At 32.7% G+C, this 17930-nt stretch carries 15 protein-coding genes; 2 read left to right on the plus strand and 13 right to left on the minus strand.

All coding sequences use genetic code 11. From position 1 onward, the window contains the following. Nucleotides 1-20: 20 nt before the first annotated feature. Both LGK97_RS10575 and LGK97_RS10580 read right to left on the minus strand, forming a co-directional pair. A complete protein-coding gene (locus LGK97_RS10575; RefSeq protein ID WP_226259733.1) occupies nucleotides 21-800 on the minus strand; it encodes a short-chain-enoyl-CoA hydratase in 780 nt (259 codons plus the stop codon). 193 nt (nucleotides 801-993) lie between these two features. Further along, nucleotides 994-1632: a redox-sensing transcriptional repressor Rex gene (locus tag LGK97_RS10580; RefSeq protein WP_226259734.1), complete on the minus strand. Its 639-nt coding sequence runs from the start codon at nucleotides 1630-1632 to the stop codon at nucleotides 994-996. Between the two features lie 325 nt (nucleotides 1633-1957). Here LGK97_RS10580 and abc-f point away from each other — a divergent pair, with 325 nt between their 5' ends. Beyond that, on the plus strand, nucleotides 1958-3880 hold the full coding sequence (abc-f, locus tag LGK97_RS10585; protein ID WP_226259735.1) for a ribosomal protection-like ABC-F family protein: 1923 nt from the start codon (nucleotides 1958-1960) through the stop codon (nucleotides 3878-3880). A 130-nt stretch (nucleotides 3881-4010) separates the two neighbouring features. Next, nucleotides 4011-5228, plus strand: coding sequence for an IS256 family transposase (locus LGK97_RS10590; protein ID WP_226259736.1), 1218 nt, complete (start codon nucleotides 4011-4013; stop codon nucleotides 5226-5228). Between the two features lie 370 nt (nucleotides 5229-5598). Here the strand turns inward: LGK97_RS10590 and LGK97_RS10595 are convergent, their stop codons facing one another. The 11 genes from LGK97_RS10595 to atoD form a co-directional block, all read right to left on the minus strand. Continuing rightward, on the minus strand, nucleotides 5599-6918 hold the full coding sequence (locus tag LGK97_RS10595; RefSeq protein ID WP_226259737.1) for a hypothetical protein: 1320 nt from the start codon (nucleotides 6916-6918) through the stop codon (nucleotides 5599-5601). Continuing rightward, nucleotides 6915-8054: a DUF58 domain-containing protein gene (locus LGK97_RS10600; RefSeq protein ID WP_226259738.1), complete on the minus strand. Its 1140-nt coding sequence runs from the start codon at nucleotides 8052-8054 to the stop codon at nucleotides 6915-6917. The genes LGK97_RS10595 and LGK97_RS10600 overlap by 4 nt, the downstream gene beginning before the upstream one ends. 10 nt (nucleotides 8055-8064) lie before the next feature. Further along, on the minus strand, nucleotides 8065-9015 hold the full coding sequence (locus tag LGK97_RS10605) for an AAA family ATPase (RefSeq protein ID WP_226259739.1): 951 nt from the start codon (nucleotides 9013-9015) through the stop codon (nucleotides 8065-8067). Nucleotides 9016-9200: 185 nt separating this feature from the next. Then, nucleotides 9201-9989, minus strand: coding sequence for an OAM dimerization domain-containing protein (locus tag LGK97_RS10610; RefSeq protein WP_226259740.1), 789 nt, complete (start codon nucleotides 9987-9989; stop codon nucleotides 9201-9203). Continuing rightward, entirely contained in the window at nucleotides 9989-11545 is a 1557-nt protein-coding gene (locus LGK97_RS10615; protein ID WP_226259741.1) for a lysine 5,6-aminomutase subunit alpha, read from the minus strand. The genes LGK97_RS10610 and LGK97_RS10615 overlap by 1 nt, the downstream gene beginning before the upstream one ends. A gap of 1 nt (nucleotide 11546) precedes the next feature. Then, nucleotides 11547-13016 (minus strand): MutS-related protein, encoded by a 1470-nt coding sequence (locus LGK97_RS10620; RefSeq protein ID WP_226259742.1) that lies wholly within the window; start codon nucleotides 13014-13016, stop codon nucleotides 11547-11549. A 1-nt stretch (nucleotide 13017) separates the two neighbouring features. Next, the gene (locus tag LGK97_RS10625; RefSeq protein WP_226259743.1) at nucleotides 13018-14061 is read right to left on the minus strand and encodes a hypothetical protein; all 1044 of its coding nucleotides are present in this window, start codon (nucleotides 14059-14061) and stop codon (nucleotides 13018-13020) included. A gap of 1 nt (nucleotide 14062) precedes the next feature. Continuing rightward, the gene (ablA, locus tag LGK97_RS10630; protein ID WP_226259744.1) at nucleotides 14063-15316 is read right to left on the minus strand and encodes a lysine 2,3-aminomutase; all 1254 of its coding nucleotides are present in this window, start codon (nucleotides 15314-15316) and stop codon (nucleotides 14063-14065) included. Between the two features lie 107 nt (nucleotides 15317-15423). Next, entirely contained in the window at nucleotides 15424-16461 is a 1038-nt protein-coding gene (locus LGK97_RS10635) for an L-erythro-3,5-diaminohexanoate dehydrogenase (RefSeq protein WP_226259745.1), read from the minus strand. A 14-nt stretch (nucleotides 16462-16475) separates the two neighbouring features. Then, nucleotides 16476-17141: a 3-oxoacid CoA-transferase subunit B gene (locus LGK97_RS10640; RefSeq protein ID WP_226259746.1), complete on the minus strand. Its 666-nt coding sequence runs from the start codon at nucleotides 17139-17141 to the stop codon at nucleotides 16476-16478. Between the two features lies 1 nt (nucleotide 17142). Beyond that, on the minus strand, nucleotides 17143-17796 hold the full coding sequence (gene atoD / locus LGK97_RS10645; protein ID WP_226259747.1) for an acetate CoA-transferase subunit alpha: 654 nt from the start codon (nucleotides 17794-17796) through the stop codon (nucleotides 17143-17145). Nucleotides 17797-17930: the final 134 nt, after the last annotated feature.

Genomic DNA, 17930 nt, shown 5'->3' on the forward strand with positions numbered 1-17930 from the left:
ACCTATTCCTCCTTGTTATCCTACTTGTTTTCAAAACATTTTTCTGTTTTTTCAAGAAATGATTTCATTCCACTCTTTTGATCAATGGTTGAAAAACATTCTCCAAAAATTTCAGCTTCATACATTAAAGCTGTATCTATATCCATCTGCATCCCTCTGTTAATTGCTGTTTTTGACAACTTAACAGCAATAGGTGCATTACTTGCAATCTTCTTAGCTAATAACTTTACTTCTTCAATTAATTGTTCAGGCTCTACCACCTTGTTAACTAGTCCAATTCTTAAGGCTTCCTCTGCATTAATAATATCACCAGTATATATTAATTGTTTAGCCATACCCATGCCCACAAGTCTAGCTAATCTTTGAGTACCTCCAAAACCAGGTGTTATTCCAAGACCTACTTCTGGTTGTCCAAACTTTGCTTTTGATGAGGCTATTCTAATATCACAAGCCATAGAAAGCTCACATCCTCCACCTAATGCAAACCCATTCACTGCCGCTATTACAGGTTTTTCTAAGGTTTCAATTTTCCTAAAGACTTTATTTCCTAAATTTCCAAATCTTCTGCCACCCATTACATCAAGGTCTTTCATTTCAGTGATATCTGCCCCTGCCACGAAAGCTTTTCCATCACCTGTTAAAATCACTGCATAGATCGAATCGTCATTAGCAATGTCATCAATTACAAGTTCCAACTCTTTTAATGTTTCTGTATTTAGTGCATTTAGAGCTTTAGGTCTACTAATTGTAATCACTGCAACTCTTTCTTCTTTTTGAAGAAGAATATTTTTGTATTCCACAACAATCAACTCCTATGAATTAATCCGTTCTTTAACATTTGTTAATAATATAACAAATGCGACCAAAAATAATTAAAGCCCTTCGCTTCAATTATAGTATACCTTACTATTAAATTTATTTCAACCAAAATTACCTTTTTCTTAATAGAAAAAGGTAATCCAATTTGGGAACATTTTTTTGTGTTTGTGGATTCTATGGATAGGTTCTGTCATTCATTAAGCAACTTAGGGTTAGTAAGCTTTCACTTAAATGGACGTTTTCTACAATTATTTCATTAGGAACATTTAAATCCACAGGTGCAAAGTTCCATATGCCTTTAACCCCATTTGCTATCATAATGTCACTAACTGCTTGAGCGCTGTTTTTTGAAACGCAAATTACTCCAATTTCTATTTGTGTAGATTTAAGAAAATCTGCTAATTTATCTATGTCTATTACCTCTACATCTCTAATTTTTAGTCCTATAAGCTTTGGATTAACATCAAAAATGCCCACCAAATTAAATGATAACTTTTCAAAACGAGTATAGTTGGCAATTGCTTGCCCAATGTTACCTGCGCCTATAATTATCATATTGTACTCTTTTGATAATCCCAGTATACCGTTAATTTCATTTAGCAATTCTTTAACATTGTATCCGTACCCTTGCTGCCCAAAGTCTCCAAAACAATTTAAGTCTTGTCTTATTTGGGATGCTGTAAACCCAATTTTCTCGCCTAACTCTTTTGATGATATTCTATCTACATCATTCCTTAAAAGTTCTCTTAGGTATCTATGGTATTTCGGTAATCTTCTAATAACAGCCATTGATATATTCTTTTTTCTTTCCACTATTTACACTCTCCTACGAACATCATAAATTCTTATTATTTATTTTACCACAATATTAGGATTTAACACTACTTTTCACAATAAATATAATTGTTACGCTCACTTATCCTCTTTTTATCGTCTTTTACCACACTTTTTTAAAAAAAATGCTATATATTTGTTTTTTACTACAAAAGTCTAAATAAAAATAGTACAATAATATAGGTATGAGCTATAATTAATGCTCGTGGTTAATATTAATAATTATTTAAATTGCAGCTTTTAGTATTTCAATTAACAATATATTTTATAATACTTAAGTTAAACTGCAGGAAAGGTGAAAATAATGATAGTTTTGAGTTGCAAGGATATCCATAAAAGTTATGGTATAGATGTTATTTTAGACAAAATAACTTTTAGCATAAATGAAGGTGAAAAAGTTGGTTTTATAGGAGCTAATGGAGCGGGTAAATCCACACTATTTAAAATACTCACTTCCCAACTAGATTCTGATAGTGGTGACCTATTTATAGATAAGAGCAAAAAGGTTGGTTATCTTTCTCAAGATCTAGCCTTAGATTTTAATAATACTATATATGAAGAAACACTTTTAGTATTTGGCGATCTATTACGTCTTGAAAAAAGCCTTAAAGATTTAGAGTTGAAAATGAATGAGCCTTATGATGCTTCTAAAGAAGAATATCATAATAGAATAATAAAAGAATATACCTTAGCCTTCGAACTTTACAATAACAGGGGTGGATACACCTACAAAGGTGAGATCGGTAGAATTTTAAAGGGCCTTGGTTTTATAGAAGAAGACTATGATAAACCAATAAGTATATTAAGTGGCGGTCAAAAGACTAGGGTTGCGCTATGCAAGCTACTACTTAAAAATCCAGATATACTTTTATTAGATGAACCTACCAATCATCTAGATCTAGCTGCTATTGAATGGCTAGAGGAATATTTAAAATCCTATAAAGGCACCATGTTTATAATATCTCATGATAGATTTTTCTTAGATGCCATTACGGGCAAAACTTTTGAACTTCTTAATGGTCATGTAGATTGCTATAATGGAAGCTACACGAACTTCATTGATCTAAAAAAGAAGAATTATGAAGTTCAATTAAAAGCATACAATCTTCAACAATCAGAAATAAAAAGGCAAGAAGATATCATAACTAAATATAGATCCTTCAATAGAGAAAAAAGTGTAAGGGCTGCAGAGAGTAGACAAAAGTCCTTAGACAAAATGGACCGAATTGACTCTCCTGACAAGGACCCTAGGGCAACTAAGATTAAGTTTGAAACAGAAATTAAGAGTGGTAATGATGTTCTTCACGCAGAGAATTTATCAAAACGGTTTGGAGATAATCTTTTATTTGAAAATCTAAACTTAGATGTGAAAAGATCAGAGCGGATAGCCCTTATTGGTGAAAATGGCCGGGGTAAAACTACTCTCTTTAGAATTATAATGGACAAATTACCAAGTGATACTGGTATAAAGATACTCGGAAAAAATATCTTTCTAGGATATTATGACCAGGAACAATCAAACTTAAATCCGGAAAAGACAATAATTGATGAAGTTTGGGATGACTTTCCAAAGCTTACTACCACAGAGCTACGCACGGCGCTGGCTGCATTTTTATTCGTAGGAGAAGATGTATTTAAGCAAATATCAACCTTGAGTGGTGGCGAAAGATGTAGGATTAATCTACTAAAAATAATGCTATCTAAGTCTAACTTCTTGCTACTAGATGAGCCAACGAACCACTTAGATATTATGTCTCGCGAAGCTTTAGAAGACTCAATACTAGGATATGATGGCACTGTTATTGTAATATCCCATGATAGATATTTCTTAAACAAGGTAATTAATAAAATACTTGAATTAAATCAAGATGGCCTCAAAGAGTACTTAGGAAATTATAGCTATTATATAGAAAAAAAGAAAAATCCTCAAAGGTTTCAGGAAGAAGAAGCTCAGGCGGGTATGTCAAAAACTCAAATTAATTCTGATAAAAAAAAGAAGCGAGAGGAAGAAAAGTTAGAAAGGCAGAAGAAAGTGGATTTAAAATCTATAGAAGATAATATTTCTTCATTAGAACAGGAACTAACAAAGTTACATAACGACCTTTGCCTTGAAGAGATTTATTCAAATCCAAGTAAAAGTTCGGATGTAAATAAACAAATATTAAGTGTTAACGATGAACTTGAAGGCCTTTACGCTACCTGGGAAGAATTTATTGCAGAAACATAATAAACTATAATGACTATTTTAAATCTAAAGAGCCTGTAAATAATTTTGTGTAAACAGAATAAAAAGTACTCTTTCTTGGCAATAATTGGAATAAGTTAGTTATCCCAATATTGTAAGGAGGAGTATTTTTATGTCGGATTATTCTAAGGAAATTTTAAGGAATTATATCAATGAACAAAAGTTTTCAAACCCAAATGAGGTTTTAACTGCTATGAAGAGTATGTTCAAAGATATTCTTCAGGAAACATTAGAAGCAGAGATGGATATGCAACTTGGATATGACAAGTATGATATATCAGAAAAACAAACTCCAAATAGTAGAAATGGTTACTCTAAGAAAACTGTAAAATCTGAGCTTGGAACAGTGCAACTTAATATACCACGCGATAGAAATGGTGAATTTGAGCCTAAAATCCTACCTAAGTATCAGAGAAATATAACTGGAATTGAAGATAAAATAATGTCTTTGTATGCAGCTGGAATGACTACAAGAGATATATCTGAACAAGTAAAAAATTTATATGATGTTGAAATATCTGCTGAAATGGTATCAAACATAACAAACAGAATCATGCCAGTTGTTACAGAGTGGCAAAATAGACCTCTTGAGAAAACATATTCTTTTGTTTTTATGGACGCAATTCATTACAAAGTACGTGATGACAAGCATATTGTAATCAAAGCAGCTTATGTTGTATTAGGTGTAAATATGGATGGAGAAAAAGAAGTTCTTGGTATATGGGTAGGGGCAAATGAAAGCAGTAAATTCTGGCTTTCAGTGCTTAATGATCTTAGGAACAGAGGCTTACAGAACGTTTTGGTGTTCTGCGTAGATGGCTTAAATGGATTCAAGGAAGCAATAGGATCCGTATATCCCTTTGCAAAGATACAACGTTGTATAATCCATCAATTGAGAGCGAGTATGAAATATATACCACATAAAGATAAGAAGGCTTTCGCCAAAGATTTAAAAGCTGTTTATGGTGCATTAAACGAGAATGTTGCACTTGAGAATTTAATGTCTGCAAAGGAAATATGGGGAGATAAATATCCAAATGCAATAAAAAGCTGGGAAGATAATTGGGATAATCTTATAACTTTCTTTGTATTCCCAGATTATATTCGTAGAATAATGTACACCACCAATGCTATAGAAAGCCTTAACAGTCAATTTAGGAAAGTCACTAAAACAAAGCTTATATTCCCTAGTGACGAGAGTCTTATGAAGATGCTATATTTAGCTACCGAAAAGGTAAGCAAAAAATGGAATCGCGTATATGCAAATTGGGATCTTGTTATTAGCCAACTCAATATAATATTTAGTGAAATACTAAATGCAGGAGCGTAGCTTAGGGACTCTGTCCCCAAACCCCTGAGGTTTATCGCTTTAGTTCTAACAGGAACGTACAAAACGGGCAGCCCCAATAGCCACCCGTTCCTGTATAGAAGATCAATAACCGCTCAGGTTGCCCCTCGGCATTGCCCTATCCTGTTATTAAACATGTATATTATTCCCCGATTGTGGAAATAATATACTATATGAGGAAGACAAACTAACCGCATTAGTCGACCTTAAACAACATTTTTTACAAAAACTAATAAATCAATTTTTTGCCTAAAGAAAGAGAATACACAAAATTATTTACACACCCAATCTAAAGGTTTGGCAAGTACTATTTAAACAAGCCATGTAAATAGTACTTGCCGAACCTTCATTATTATAACTGTTTTTTTACATTATCAAGAGACTTTTTCACTAAATCTAGTTGCTCTTCGTTAGACTCATAATTTGAAAATTTAACCTCGTTATATATGTCTGTCATTTCATCCAGATAGTTATGATTTTCCATTCTTACTTTTGTTTTATTTTTTAATTGAGTTGCCGTCATGGATGGATTGTAAATCTCATCCTTTTTTGTTATTATTTCAAAATCTCTATATGCATTTAAAATTTTTTCTTTAATAGTATTATTCATTCTAAATGCATTCTTTAATATGCTTAATACATTCTTCCTATGCTTATGGTTTTTCAGATCTTTATCACCTTTGTTTATTTTTTCTTTTTCTTCTGTATACTGTTCATCTTTAACTTTCATAAACTTCATTTTTTTTACTACATCAACAATGAATAGAATAATAATACACAAAATTATAATTTTAAGTGCACTTTTCCACAGCATATTATCAGATATAGTTGCTCCATTCTTATCCAATCGCTGAGGATTGACCTCATTAAATCCTTTTGAAAACCTTTCAAATCCTATTGAAATACCCATTTTAATTGAAAGCCGTCTCAATATATCTACTATAAAATCTACAATAGGCCCTACTATCTTTATAATTAAATCTAAAATATTGTCTGTTACGACATCCATAAATTTATTTAAACCATTTAGTACATTAAGAGATTTTTTTAAAAACCAATCAGTAGTTAACATAATGGTGGAAACTAAAACTATTCCATACTTAAATAATATATTTATAACCAGGCCTTTTATAGTTTCTACCTCTTTTGTTTTTTCTGTATTTCTAATAGTTTTTGTTACTTTATAATAATAAGCTCTACTTTCTCTAAGGAGTATTGCTGTTACTATTATGTAATTTACAAAAAATCTAAACAAATAATCAACAATAGACTTTTCTAGCCAAAATGACATTATTGATACTATCCCAATAATAACTGCTCCTAGTTTGGCTTTCGACTTATATTCTTCATAATTTACAGGTAACACTTCCATAGCCAAATTTGCAAATAAAGAGACAATCACAAAGACTAAATTAAGTAAAATTCCTAACCCATCAAATAAAATCCACATGAAAGGCATACTTACGATAATAGGTAATATTATAGATATATATTTATTGCTTTTCTTAATATAGATGCATTGCATTAAGAATACTAATGCTAAAGAAAGAAAAAATAATTTGTAATTTACTATATTTTCAAATAAAAAGTTTGTTATAGCCATCCACGCTACAAAAATAATTAATGTAAGGTCTAAGGCTACTAGTGTTCTAATCTGCCTAAGTGAGCTCATATTACTTTCTCTCCTTTATAAGTTATTTTTTCGATTCCACTTATAAAAGGAATATCTCCATTTATAGAAACATCTATAATTTTAAGTTTAAAACCACTTTTACATAACTTATTAAGTACACCTATGCTCTTTTCATTTAGGAATGGCGTTATTACTACATAGGTTGTATTTTTATTGAATTTATTTGCTCTCAATCTCAAATAATCATTGAAGTCCACTTTAACTTCTGAATCAACTCTAGCTAGTAGTTCAATAATTCTTTTAAAAGAGTTTAAATCAGGTTTAACTTCTCTAGCTAAATTTCCATTCATAGAAATTATTCTAGCATTGGTCCAAATGCCTGTTGCAATTCCTTCTTTTACAGCCTTACTTGCCAATGATACCGCAACTCTTATCCCATTTTCAATAGCCTCATTAACTACATGTGACCAAGCTGGATCGCCACACTGAACATTCATTATTATAACTACTTCTTTATCTGAAGTGGTATCATAATCCTTAACCATAAGCTTGTCCATCTTTAAACTAGTTTTCCAATGAATATCTTTCATTCTATCTTCAACGTTATACTCTCTTATGCCCTTTATATACAATGTATCTTTCAAAATCCATCTCTTTACAGTGTTGTCTCCCTGAAAACTAGTGGTATCAAAATTATAGCTAGATATATTTCTTAATCTTGGATAAACCAATACTTCAACATAATTTTCTGTATCTATAGACTCCGCTGATAATCCAAAGATATCACCCACTGTGATTCGTATGTTTTTAAGTATATAAGCGCCTCTCTTTTCCGCAACCAATTCATATGTTCTTTTTCGTCTTTCATACCAACCTATCTTATACCTACTTATGTGACATATTTGACTTCCATCCTTATAGCTAACAACTTCATTATTGAACTTTATACCATCGGGAATAACTTCATTTATAACTAAAAAAGATAGGGGCAGAAGCTTATTATTCTCCACAGTTGTCTTAATTGAAAACACTTCTCCTTCAAAGATTTTTGAATTACTTATTTCTCTTTGAATTTTAAGTTTTTTAAAACCCATTTTCTTTGTAATATTTGATATCTCTAACATAGTCCAGGATATTAATATTATTGACATTATTAATATAATTTTTGATTCCATACTAACACCCCTATAGCTTTTCTAATGGAGCTTCGATAGTGTTTATAATTTCTTCAATTATTTTATCCGCCTTATCATTTCCTAAATTCATCTCACTTTTTAATATTAATCTATGGTGTAGTATGTCTACAGCAAGTTCTTTAATATCTTCCGGTATTACATAAGTCCTTCCACTAATAGCAGCTAATACTTGACTTCCTTTTATAAGATTTAATGTTGCCCTTGGACTACATCCAAGCTCTACATCTTTATGGCTTCTAGTAGCTACTACTATATTTAGTATGTATTTTTTTATATCTTCACTTACATATACTTCATTAAAATTATTTTGAACATATTCTATTTCTTCCATGTTTACAACAGGCTGCAATTCCTCTAGGGGGTCCTCTATAATAAATCTATCAATCATATTCTTCTCATCATCAAAATCTGGATATCCCATAGAAAGTTTCATAAAAAATCTATCGAGTTGTGCCTCAGGCAATGGGAACGTCCCAAACTGCTCTACTGGATTTTGTGTTGCAATAATGAAAAATGGCTTACTAAGTTTTATAGTATTTCCTTCTACTGTTACTTGTCTTTCCTCCATACATTCTAGTAATGCAGATTGTGTTCTAGGTGTTGCTCTATTTATTTCATCAGCCAATAAAAACTGACTTAATATAGGTCCTTGCCTATACTCAAATTCCTGTATTTTTTGATTATAATAATAAATACCGACTAAATCTGACGGTAACAGGTCCGGGGTAAATTGTATTCTCTTAAAACTACAATTCATAGATTTTGACAAACTTCTTGCAAGCTTTGTTTTTCCAAGTCCAGGCACGTCTTCAAGCAATACATGCCCTGAAGAAATAAACGCTACAATTATTTTTCTTATATTTTTTTCTTTTCCTACGATAACCTTACTAACATTGTCTATTACCTTAGCTGCAAATGATTTGAATCTTTCTACCTCCATAAATATCCCCCTCATTATTCTTGTACACATCTATAAATAGAACTACTGTTTATTAAATACATTATACAACATTTCTTTTGAATAAAATGTAATATTGTGTAACCAAATACGCAAAAATAAAGAACTAACAAAATGTCGTCACATTTTGTTAGTTCTTTATCATTAATATGAATTAATCTAAAATATTAAGCAAGTCCTCTTTCAACCATTTCAGTGATAGCAAAACTAGCTATGTCTCCAGCAAATTTTCCTGGTCCGAAACCTGCATCGTATCCAAGTTCTTTAGCAAGTTCATGTGTTATTCTTGGACCTCCACAAATTAATATAACTTTATCTCTAATTCCTTCTGCTTCTAATAATTCTACTAGATTAGTAAGGTTTTGAATGTGTACATCCTTTTGAGTTACAGTTTGAGAAACTAGAAGAACATCTGCTTTAAGCTCTATAGCTTTTTTAATGAATTCTTCATTCTCAACTTGGCTTCCCAAATTTAAAGCTTCTATCATAGGATATCTCTCAAGACCATAGTGTCCTGCAAAGCCCTTCATGTTCATTACAGCATCTATACCAACTGTATGAGCATCTGTTCCAGTACTAGCTCCGATTATTACAACATCACGTTTAATATGCTCTTTTATATACTCTCCAACTTCTTGCATATCCATTACATCGCACTCTACAGTTTGAACATGGATTTCTTCATAGTTTACAGTATGTGTTAATGAACCATAAATTACATAGAAAGTAAATTCTTTATCTAAAGCTCCATGATGAGCACAGTTTGGATCTTTAAGTCCCATAGATTTAGCAAGCTGAATTGCCGCCTCTACTCCTCTTTCATTATCTTCTACTGGAAGTGTAAAGCTCACTTGAACTTTACCATCATTCATTGTATCTCCATAGGGTTTAAGCTTTGTTAAATCTAAATTCTTATCAAACTCTTTAACTTCTAATGAATATTGTCCTTCGCTCATTACTTTTTCCCTCCTAACATTAAATCTACAAATGGGTTGAAATAAGCTTTATCCTTTTGAACGACTCCTGCAAGTCCTTTTCCACCAGTTAAAGGTCTTTTTATTCCTGCAAATTTTCCTTGCTCAAGTGTACTGAATAACCCTTCTTTTTCAATTTCTTGAATTAGATCTGTTGCTTTAGTTAACACTTCATCTACTCTTGTTTGCATTATGCCACCTTCTTTGAAGGTAATTTCCGATCCTAAATCCTTCATAGTGTTAAATATATATTGAGCATTATCTATTGATATAGCTCTGTCAGCCATAAATGGAGTGTGTATTGCTTCTGTAATCATTCCAAGAAGATGTAATTTTTGTCCTGTCATAATAGTAACCATGTTGAATAATGTATCTTGTACTTGTCCTTTGAATATATCTCCAGTCTTAAACTTAGTTGGAGGCATATATTTTAGTGGAGCCTTAGGGAATATTTCTCTTGCCATCTGTGCTTGCGCAAGTTCATATACGAAGCCATTTTCAACATCTGGGCTTATTTCAAATGCATGACCAAGTCCCATTTGCTCTTCTGGAAGTCCAGCAATTAATGCAAATTGTTCATTTATAATTTGAGAAGCAAGTACAGTATGCGCCTCTTCTACTGCATCAGCTGTAGTTAAGTAATTGTCTTCACCAGTGTTTATTATAACTCCAGCAAATCCATTGATTATTCTTGAGAAATATTGATCCACTATTGTTCTTTGCATGTTGATATCACGGAATAGAATTCCGTATAAAGCGTCATTAAGCATTACGTCTAATCTTTCTATAGCTCCCATTGCAGCTATTTCAGGCATACATAATCCCGAGCAATAGTTACAGAGTCTTATGTATCTTCCCACTTCTTCTCCAACTTCATCAAGCGCCGCTCTCATAAGTCTAAAGTTTTCTTGTGTTGCAATTGTTCCTCCAAAACCTTCTGTTGTAGCTCCATATGGAACGAAGTCAAGTAGACTTTGTCCTGTTGTTCTTATAACTGCTATTACATCTGCACCTTGCTTTGCAGCTGCTCTTGCTTGGATTATGTCTTCATAAATGTTTCCTGTAGCAACTATTACATAAAGATATGGACCACTCTTATCGCCAAATCTTTCAAGGTACGCTTCTCTCTTACCTCTATTTTCACTGATTTTAGCAACCATAGCTTTAGCAACTTTATCTACAGTCATTTTGATTTCAAATGCATCGTGCATAGGAAGTTTAGTTAAATCTATTTCACCCTTTGCTACTTTTTCTGCAATTTCCTGTGGTGAAAGACCCGTTTCAAGCATAGCATTTCCAATGAACATTGCAGCACCAAGTGCTAGTCCATTGCCATTTTTAATGTTATCTACTACCACGTTTGGAATTGGTACCCCTACTTCATCTACCCCATCTATACCTAAAAGTCTACATACAGTTCTTTCTACTGTTACCGTTGTATGCAAATCAATAAATACTTGAGTATCATTTGCTATATTTTTAGCTGATTCTCTAGCTTTCTCAACAAGACTCCAATTTAAGTTTAACTTGCTTTCCATATTATTCCTCCTCATTATAAAATGTTTTTGCTATATCTACTATTTCTTTTTCAAGTCCTAATAATACGGCTATATTTAGTGCATCTTTTGGTACTTTATTCTCTTTTGAAACCTTCTCAAGCTTATATTCCATATGCTCTTGTATTATTTCAACAGAGTGAGTTTTATTTAAATCTATCTTATATTTTAGGGCATTAAAATCTACATTTTTAAGCCCTGTTACTTGATAGTGCTCCATATTATCTTCTACCACTCCATCATAATGGGTTGAAATTAAGCTTACAGACTTAAACTTTGTTAAGTATTTAGAAAGGGATTTAACAAGGTAGTAACCTTCCTTTGGATTAGTACCTCTTGCAAACTCATCTAAAGCTATAAATCCATTCTCTCTTTTAGCACACTCTACTACTTCCTTTAGCTTTATTATTTCTGCCCCAAATGTACTTAGTCCTTTAGATATAGACTGCATATCATCTGAAACAAAATGAATAAAACCGAGGATTGGGAACTCCGCACTTTCTGCAAATACAAAAAAACCCATTTGACCAAGAAGTAAATTTAGAACAATGGTCTTTAGTGTAACACTTTTCCCGCCCATATTAGCTCCAGTTATAATCGTTGTACCACTGCATAGATTAATACTAACTGGGGTAAACATCTTTTTACCCTTTTCTAATATTTGTCTAACTTCAGGGTTAAAGGCGCTTTCAAGGTTAATTTTCATGTCCTCACAGATCTTTGGTCTAGTGCCATTATAAGCTATGGATAAATCTGCTTTAGCAATTAAAAAGTCTAATTTACCTATGGCTTTAATATTTTGAATTACCTTTTTAGCTTTTTTAGAAACTTGCAATGTTAATTCTTCTCTAATCCGTAGTTCTTCTTCTTCTTCCTCTATAACTAAGTCTAATCTTTTCTGTTTTAACTGACTTATCTCTTCCTCAGTTTCTGCTGTAAAAATTTCTTTTTCCTTTTGTCTTTTGTTTTCACGAATCTTCCTCAAAGCCTGCGAATATTCATCATAAACATAAAAAGTAGGTAATCCATTCCCTTGTGGGTCAAGGAAAGTAATAACTTCTTCTAAAGAGTTTAACTGAACTTCTTCTATATCCAGATGTAGCTTATCTAAAATATTTTTTAACTCCGTTACTAATATTGAAAAGTATTTAATTTCATATAATTCAACTTCGTCTAATATTTCATTTTCACTACATCTTTTAATAGAACTTCTAATATCCTTTAACTTACAAAAAATTCTTCCAATTTGTTTATACTCATCTGTATATGTTTTTATGGAATTAATTATCTTCTCTACACTATTTAATTCATGAGTTAATTCATTTATTTCTGAAGCTTTAAAGGGCTTAATATTTTTTCTTTCTTCAAGTCCATAGGTGGTAGTTATGCCCAGCTTATCCATAACAAAAGAAAATCCAATTTGATCTCTCTGTAGGTTGTCTAGAAATTTCATTTTACTCTCCTCCAATTACATCAAATACGGGGACGCTTAACTTATCCCTAAGACCATCTAAAAACTTACGTTTATCAAATTCATATCCGTAAGGTGATTTGGGATTGGATGTAACACATACTACATTAATTTTATTTATTGTTTTTATGCTTCCACCTTGCTTTTTAAACTTGTAAAGAGTGTCCCTAGTCAAAAATAGTTTTGTTCCATCTTCAACTAGGAAAGTTACTTCTTTATACTTATTTGTGGAGGTCATAATATCTTCCAAAAGTTTATCTGAAACTACACCCTTAATAACTACATAAGAAGTGTTTTCGTCTAAAGCCATAACAATTTCCTTAGAAGATTCAAATGCAGTTAGCACATCTAACATATTTATAGTATTATCCTTGTGTATAATACCTATTCTACCTCTATGCAAAACTTCACTCGCTAGCTTTAATATTTCACTATTCTCTTCATTTTCTAAAGATAGTAAGTCAACAGTATGGCTAGTTTCTTCTATAACCTTAGCCATACTTCTTGACATTGCTGCACCAGTTGATAAAATTGTAGCCTTTGTAATTGATGGGGAAGCGAAGGTTTTTCTACTAAGGGCACCATCAACAATTACAAGCTCACTTCCAAACCTTTTAAGCTCATCACATATTACAGTCATATAAGAATTTACAGATGGACCCCCTAGATCTACGTATCCGTCACTTAGAGCTCTGCATATAATTATTTCACCCATTGGGGTATTAAAACCGGTGGTTTTTAAAATTTCCTTGGTGATGTCACTATTTAGCAGACATTGCTTGGCAGTAGCAATTATAGTTCCTTGTTCTATGTAAATCTTAGGTTTTTCTGTGGCAGTTACAAGGTCCAGTTCTTCTCCGTCTCTTCCTATAGAAGTAAGTCCAAGGGATATTTTCCCTCTCGCTTCTCTCAATATGTGATTTAAGGTGGTTGTTTTCCCTACATTTTTATTCATACCTATGATAGAAATACTATCATAGGTATGAATCATATCAAAAATGCTAGGTAGTTTATGGTTATTTTTCATTTTACTCGTGATGTCCTCTTAAGCTTCTTTCAAGTCCAACTGGTTCCATAGACATTTGCTCATCGTTTAATAATCCTGCTACTCCTACTTTGTGAACCTTTTTCTTTCCAGTACATACATCACAGTGGCAGCCAGATGTATAGTTAGTTGGTTGTTCGTAAGTAGTTATAACACCTTCAAAGTTTCTAAGTACTACTTTTTCTGGGCTTTGAGATATCAAATAGTTTGGCATTACTGGAGTTTTTCCACCGCCGCCTGGAGCATCAACAACGAATGTTGGTACACAGTATCCTGAAGTATGTCCTCTTAAAGCTTCAATGATTTCAATTCCTTTAGATACTGGTGTTCTAAAGTGCTCAAGTCCCATTGAAAGGTCACATTGGTAGATGTAGTATGGTCTAACTCTAATTTTAACGAGATCATGTACTAAATCCATCATTATATGTGCACAGTCATTAACTCCTCTTAAAAGAACTGATTGGTTTCCTAGAGGTACTCCTGCATTTGAAAGTCTTTCACAAGCAAGTGTTGCTTCTGCTGTTATTTCATTTGAATGATTAAAGTGAGTGTTTAACCAAATTGGGTGATATTTCTTTAACATATCAACTAGCTCTGGTGTAATTCTTTGTGGAAGAACTACTGGTACTCTTGAACCTAGTCTTATTATTTCAACGTGTGGAATTTCTCTTAATTTTTTGATTATATATTCTAACTTATCATCTGAAACAAGTAGAGCATCTCCACCTGATAATAATACGTCTCTAACTTGTGGCGTATTTCTGATGTATTCAATTGCTTTATCAATTCTTTCCATTGGCATAGCATTGTCGCTTTGTCCTGCAAATCTTCTTCTAGTGCAGTGTCTACAGTACATTGAACACATGTCAGTTATTAATAGTAATACTCTATCTGGGTATCTATGAGTAAGACCTGGTACTGGAGAATCTCCATCCTCGTGTAGTGGATCTAATTGATCAGCATGTGCTTGATGAAGCTCAAGTCCTGTTGGTATAGCTTGTTTTCTTATAGGATCATGAGGATCAGTTGGATCTATCAATGCTAAGTAGTAGGGAGTTATAGCCATTCTTAGTGTTTGAACACATTTTTTAGCGCCTTCTTCTTCTTCCTCTGTTAATGGTATATATTTCTTTAGTTCCTCTACAGTTTCAATTCTATTTTTAACCTGCCATTTCCAATCATTCCACTGCTCATCTGTAACATCTTTAAATAACTCAAATCTTCTATTAACTTTCATATTGTTACCTCCATCATATAATTATTTCAAATTTTATAATTCATAGCGGATAAATTAATATATTTTAAGACTACAATATAGCATTATACTGCATCTTTAAATTACAATTAAACGTATAATTCTTCGAATACTTTTCTTAATGTTTCATTTTCTCTTAATTCTTCAAGAGTTATTTCAGCATGTCCTTTAGTGTATCCATTTCCTACTATCATGGTAATGTCTTTACCTACACCTTCAGCCCCAAGTGCTGCTTTTGTAAAGCTTGTAGCCATTGAGAAGAAGTAAGCAATTCCATCATCTTTCACTGGTAATATTGTTGACATTTCAGTATTTTGAACATTTACTATGTTTATTGCTACATCTACTTCTTGCCCATTGTTGTGTTCTAGAGTAGCGTTCATTACATCAATAGCTTCTCTAGCATCTCCAATAACAATATGCATTCTTAAGTTTAGTCTTTTAAGTCTTGCTGCTTCTTCTTCGTTTCTTACAAGACCAATAACGTTCCCTGTTGGTCCAACTCTTTTAACTGCTTCATAACAGCAAAGCATTCCTGATTTTCCTGCTGCACCAAGTAAAAGAACTGATTGGCCAGGTTTAACAAGTTTAGCAACTTGAGCTGGTGCTCCTGCAACGTCTAATGCTGCTAATGCTAAGTTTTCATCCATATCTTTTGGAAGTATTGCATATAATCCACTTTCAAATAAAATAGCTTTTCCTTTAATTACAACTCTGTCAATGTCTGGTTTAACATCTATAATCTCATCTATTTGTAACGGAGTTAATGATAGTGAAACTAATGTAGAGATTTTATCTCCAATTTTAAGATCTGTTTTTCCAATTAAAGCTTCACCTATTTTTTCAACTGTTCCAATAAGCATTCCGCCTGATCCAGTTACCGGGTTTTGCATTTTTCCTTTTGTAGCAACAATTTCAAGAATCTTAGCTTTTATCTTTTCGATGTCATGTCCAGCTTCTTCCTCTATTTGAGTAAAGCTAGCTGAATCTATATTTAATGCTTGAACATCAATTAAGATTTCATTATCAAATAGATCCATGTCATTTGAAATCTTAGTTGCTGGTTGTGGCAATACACCCTTTGGTTCCATTACTCTGTGAGTTCCGTATTTACATCCTATTTTCATTATTTTTCCTCCTATTATACATCCATTATTTTTAGATTGTCTGATATTATAAGTTCTGCATCAGTAAGTGATTTAACTTCCTCAACTGTAGTTTCTTTATGAATTTCAGTAAGTACAAGACCCTTAGCTGTAACTTCCATTACTCCAAGCTCTGTAACTATAAGGTTAACTTGTGCTTTAGCTGTTAAAGGTAATGCACATCTCTTTAATATTTTAGGAATTCCTTTAGCCGTATGTTGCATTGCAACAATAACTTTTTTAGCTCCTACTACTAAGTCCATAGCTCCACCCATACCTGGAACCATTTTTCCTGGTACTATCCAGTTAGCCAAATTTCCTTCTTGATCTACTTCTAGTGCTCCAAGAACAGTCATATCAACATGTCCACCTCTTATTAAAGTGAATGACATCGCACTGTCGAAAAAAGCTCCTCCAGAAAGTATTGTACTAAGTTGTCCTCCTGCATTTGTTATGCAAGCGTTTTCTTGGGATTCATTTGGTGCCGCTCCCATCCCAACCATTCCATTCTCAGATTGAAAAGTAACATGCACTCCTTCTGGAATATAATTTGTAACTAATGTTGGAAGGCCTATTCCTAAGTTAACAAGTTGACCATCTTTTAGTTCTTTTGCAATTCTTTTCGCAATGATTTGTTTTGCAATCTTACTATCTGTAATCATCTTAGCTTACCCCCTTTACAATATAATCAACAAGCACACTAGGAGTAACGATATTATTCGGATCCATTTCTCCTACTTTAACAATGCTTTGAGCTTCAACTATCACAGTTTCTGCAGCAGTAGCTATGGTAGGGTTAAAGTTTCTTGTTGTTCCATAATAAAGTGCGTTTCCAATTTCATCTACAACACTTGCATAAACAAGGGCTAAATCTGCTTTAATTGGAAGTTCTAACAAATATTCTTTTCCTTCGATGGTTAGTTTTTGTTTTCCTTCTTCAACCATTGTTCCAACACCTGTTGGTGTAAGTACTCCACCAAGTCCTGCACCTGCGGCTCTTATTCTTTCAATTAGAGTTCCTTGTGGTACAAGTTCTACTTCCATCTTTCCTTCTGTCATAAGCCTTCCTGTTTCGGCATTTGTACCTATATGAGAAGCTATAACCTTTTTAACTTGACCATTTACAATAAGCTTACCTATTCCTACCTCTACAAAACTAGTATCATTTGCTATTATAGTTAAATCTTTAACGTTTGTTTCTATTATTAAATCTATTAAATTTTCAGGTGTCCCGCATGCCAAAAATCCACCTATCATTATTGACATTCCATCTTTAAGTAGTGGTCTAATTTGATCTAAAGATACAACTTTATTCATTTACCTTTCCTCCTTGTAATACCTGAGCGTTCACGGAAACTCCTTAGCCCCTGTGATTACTCATTTTTAATTTCATTGATTTTTGTTGTTTCCCCCACTTTTTTTGCATAAAACACTTGACAAGTCTCTAGAAT

It is taken from the genome of Clostridium sp. CS001, assembly GCF_020443565.1.
Lineage (GTDB): Bacteria > Bacillota > Clostridia > Clostridiales > Clostridiaceae > Clostridium_AD.

Bases quoted from the DNA above. Each gene is read 5' to 3' on its own strand.
- atoD (WP_226259747.1), bottom strand. From the start codon at position 17,796: ATGAATAAAGTTGTATCTTTAGATCAAATTAGACCACTACTTAAAGAT.
- LGK97_RS10590 (WP_226259736.1), top strand. From the start codon at position 4,011: ATGTCGGATTATTCTAAGGAAATTTTAAGGAATTATATCAATGAACAA.
- LGK97_RS10640 (WP_226259746.1), bottom strand. From the start codon at position 17,141: ATGATTACAGATAGTAAGATTGCAAAACAAATCATTGCGAAAAGAATT.
- LGK97_RS10610 (WP_226259740.1), bottom strand. From the start codon at position 9,989: ATGAGCGAAGGACAATATTCATTAGAAGTTAAAGAGTTTGATAAGAAT.
- LGK97_RS10635 (WP_226259745.1), bottom strand. From the start codon at position 16,461: ATGAAAATAGGATGTAAATACGGAACTCACAGAGTAATGGAACCAAAG.
- abc-f (WP_226259735.1), top strand. From the start codon at position 1,958: ATGATAGTTTTGAGTTGCAAGGATATCCATAAAAGTTATGGTATAGAT.
- LGK97_RS10625 (WP_226259743.1), bottom strand. From the start codon at position 14,061: ATGAAAAATAACCATAAACTACCTAGCATTTTTGATATGATTCATACC.
- LGK97_RS10600 (WP_226259738.1), bottom strand. From the start codon at position 8,054: ATGGAATCAAAAATTATATTAATAATGTCAATAATATTAATATCCTGG.
- LGK97_RS10595 (WP_226259737.1), bottom strand. From the start codon at position 6,918: ATGAGCTCACTTAGGCAGATTAGAACACTAGTAGCCTTAGACCTTACA.
- LGK97_RS10615 (WP_226259741.1), bottom strand. From the start codon at position 11,545: ATGGAAAGCAAGTTAAACTTAAATTGGAGTCTTGTTGAGAAAGCTAGA.
- LGK97_RS10620 (WP_226259742.1), bottom strand. From the start codon at position 13,016: ATGAAATTTCTAGACAACCTACAGAGAGATCAAATTGGATTTTCTTTT.
- ablA (WP_226259744.1), bottom strand. From the start codon at position 15,316: ATGAAAGTTAATAGAAGATTTGAGTTATTTAAAGATGTTACAGATGAG.
- LGK97_RS10605 (WP_226259739.1), bottom strand. From the start codon at position 9,015: ATGGAGGTAGAAAGATTCAAATCATTTGCAGCTAAGGTAATAGACAAT.